This window comes from uncultured Succinivibrio sp. (assembly GCF_902756765.1).
In the GTDB taxonomy this organism is placed as follows: domain Bacteria; phylum Pseudomonadota; class Gammaproteobacteria; order Enterobacterales; family Succinivibrionaceae; genus Succinivibrio.
In genome coordinates this window covers 1-2,262 of record NZ_CACVSS010000185.1, presented here as the reverse complement: position 1 = coordinate 2,262, position 2,262 = coordinate 1, and the positions used below count along the sequence as shown (strand labels likewise).

Annotated in this window: 2 protein-coding genes and 2 tRNA genes; 2 read left to right on the top strand and 2 right to left on the bottom strand. The window is 39.7% G+C overall.

All coding sequences use genetic code 11. The features are described 5' to 3' along the window. Positions 1-43 precede the first annotated feature (43 nt). Positions 44-131 (top strand) — tRNA-Ser (locus QZU45_RS12225). A 702-nt stretch (positions 132-833) separates the two neighbouring features. On the opposite strand, the gene QZU45_RS12220 is transcribed toward QZU45_RS12225, so the two are convergent. Together QZU45_RS12220 and QZU45_RS12215 are read right to left on the bottom strand one after the other, a co-directional pair. Next, positions 834-1,091 (bottom strand): hypothetical protein, encoded by a 258-nt coding sequence (locus tag QZU45_RS12220; protein ID WP_295355685.1) that lies wholly within the window; start codon positions 1,089-1,091, stop codon positions 834-836. 354 nt (positions 1,092-1,445) lie between these two features. After that, positions 1,446-1,533, bottom strand: a tRNA-Ser gene (locus tag QZU45_RS12215). A 155-nt stretch (positions 1,534-1,688) separates the two neighbouring features. Here QZU45_RS12215 and QZU45_RS12210 point away from each other — a divergent pair. After that, positions 1,689-2,126, top strand: coding sequence for a hypothetical protein (locus QZU45_RS12210; protein ID WP_295355683.1), 438 nt, complete (start codon positions 1,689-1,691; stop codon positions 2,124-2,126). The last annotated feature ends 136 nt before the right edge of the window (positions 2,127-2,262 follow it).

The following is a 2,262-nucleotide window of genomic DNA, read 5'->3' as shown; positions in this document are numbered from 1 at the left end:
AGTGGTTGAAATCTTAAAATAAAAGGTTAAAATGTACCGCGTTGGTGAGATGTCCGAGTGGCTTAAGGAGCACGCCTGGAAAGTGTGTTTACCGCAAGGTAACGAGAGTTCGAATCTCTCTCTCACCGCCACTTCTAAAGTTCAATCATTTCTCTTCTAAATCCTATAGTTTTCAGTTATTCTTTTCGGTCTTATTCAGAATCAGAGGACTTTTGTCCATTTCCAAAAGCTGTCCAGCTGACTGCGCCTATTTTCTGCCAATTCATGACGGCAGCGATAAGACCATGAACATCCGATTTCCACTGCAGCAGCTGCAGTAAAGTCGATCTCAGATTCTGACGGTCTATATGGGATTAAGTGCTAAACAGTCGGACGAAGCAGATTCGGCCTGCTGGGTATAAATTTTTAGGGCAACCGCAGAGCATTTTTACGGCATCAAGCATCTGCCTGGTGCTTACACACGTCCATAGAACGGAAATAATATTTTGCTGGGTGGCTGAGAGTGTTGTCAGGTCTCGCCAGAATTTTTTCTGAAAGATAAAAGTTTTTCCTGGCATGAAAAAAATAATGGACAGGCGGTGCAATAGAAGACTTTTATCCGGATCATGCCTGGATTTTGTTTTTGGACGAATAAAGGCTCCGGCCTGTGTTTTAGGTTACGGTTAATTTCAGATTAAGGATGGTATCAGTTTATGGAGACGGGCAGATTAGGCTATTTGTCCTTATATTCGTAATTTAACATAATGTATATTATACGAACTTAATAAGGGGAGAAACAGCGCCTGGATCCAGGCTTAAACTTTGGCTGATTCTCTCTTAACTAATCTCAGTATTTATCTGTACGAATGAGCCTCTGCAATTCTTTCGACAATTGTTGCGCCCAGGAACAGTCCGATAATCATGCTGAGCACAGCAGATTTTTGCAGGAAGTCATAACTCAGTTCTGGAAGACCGATAAATGACGGCGCTATGTTGCAGATAATCGATAGAAAGATAACTGTCAGAAAGCTGCAAACAAACATCCCGATCACTCCGCCGATAATGGCAGGTCCTAAGAGAACATCAGGCTCAAAGTCGTTATATTTGTTCATAAATTTCAATAACAGTTACTTTCAAATAAATTCGGCTGATTATACAATTTTTAATCAGTTGCTCAGAGAATCTTTACGTTATTTTTGGATGTAAGTTAAATTTTATTCAACTCTTCGCTGACAGCAGCTGTCAAAGAAAAAAATGCAGTGTCAAAAGATTTTTTTTGAGCCTAAATCTTCTAGGGATGAAGTCTTCTGTTCTGTGGGATTTTCCAGGGCTTACTGAAATTGCCAGATGAAAGACGCTGCAATGAGAATAAGCTTTATCGCAAAAAATGATCAGCAGAACGAGTAATGAATTACCCTGCTTTGTGATTTTGGATGATGGATTTTACTGGAAGGTCAGAATTGAAATGGCGGATGGGGTGAGATTCGAACTCACGCAAGATTGCTCTTGGCCGGTTTTCAAGACCGGTGTATTCAACCGCTCTACCACCCATCCGCAGAACGAATGACGCCATTATACTTGATAAATCTGAATTTGCAACCATTTTTCATAATATCTTGGTTAAGTTGGTTATCTTTTAATCAAATTTACATCTTTGTGCGTTATTTTTATAATAGCCGGAATCAGGGCTTGGGCATGCAGTTGTTTCAATGTTGATAAGTGATTTACCGCCGGCGGAGCAGACCGAGGTTATCTGTTCGATTGATGCTTCGCTGAAATATGATGTACCAGCAAGCATCTTAATTGCCGTTGCAAAAGTAGAAAACGGCAAGGTCAATTCCGTAAACTATAATAAAAATGGATCCTATGATATAGGAAAAATGCAGATTAATTCGACATATCTTTTGGATTTGAAGAAGTACGGAATAACCGAGGATATGCTGCAGTCAGACGGATGCTTTCCTTATTACGTTGCGGCCTATAAGATTAAAAGGCACTTGATTGATGATAAAGGGAGTTATTGGCAAAAGGTAGCCAATTATCATTCCAGAACTATTGAATACAATCTGAATTACCAGAAAAAAATAAGGCCGATTGCTGAAAAATGGTCAATCTGGCTGAAGGACTATCTGCTTAACGAACATTAATTATCCGTTTTTTGCTGCAAAGGGAAAATTATGACAAGCAATCTGTCTGATATCAAAAGAACCAGCGAGGGATATTTACAGAATTATGATGACTGGACTCCTGAAATTGCAGAGGATGTTAAGAAAGCAGTATCTG

Bases quoted from the DNA above. Each gene is read 5' to 3' on its own strand.
- QZU45_RS12220 (WP_295355685.1), bottom strand. From the start codon at position 1,091: ATGAACAAATATAACGACTTTGAGCCTGATGTTCTCTTAGGACCTGCC.
- QZU45_RS12210 (WP_295355683.1), top strand. From the start codon at position 1,689: ATGTTGATAAGTGATTTACCGCCGGCGGAGCAGACCGAGGTTATCTGT.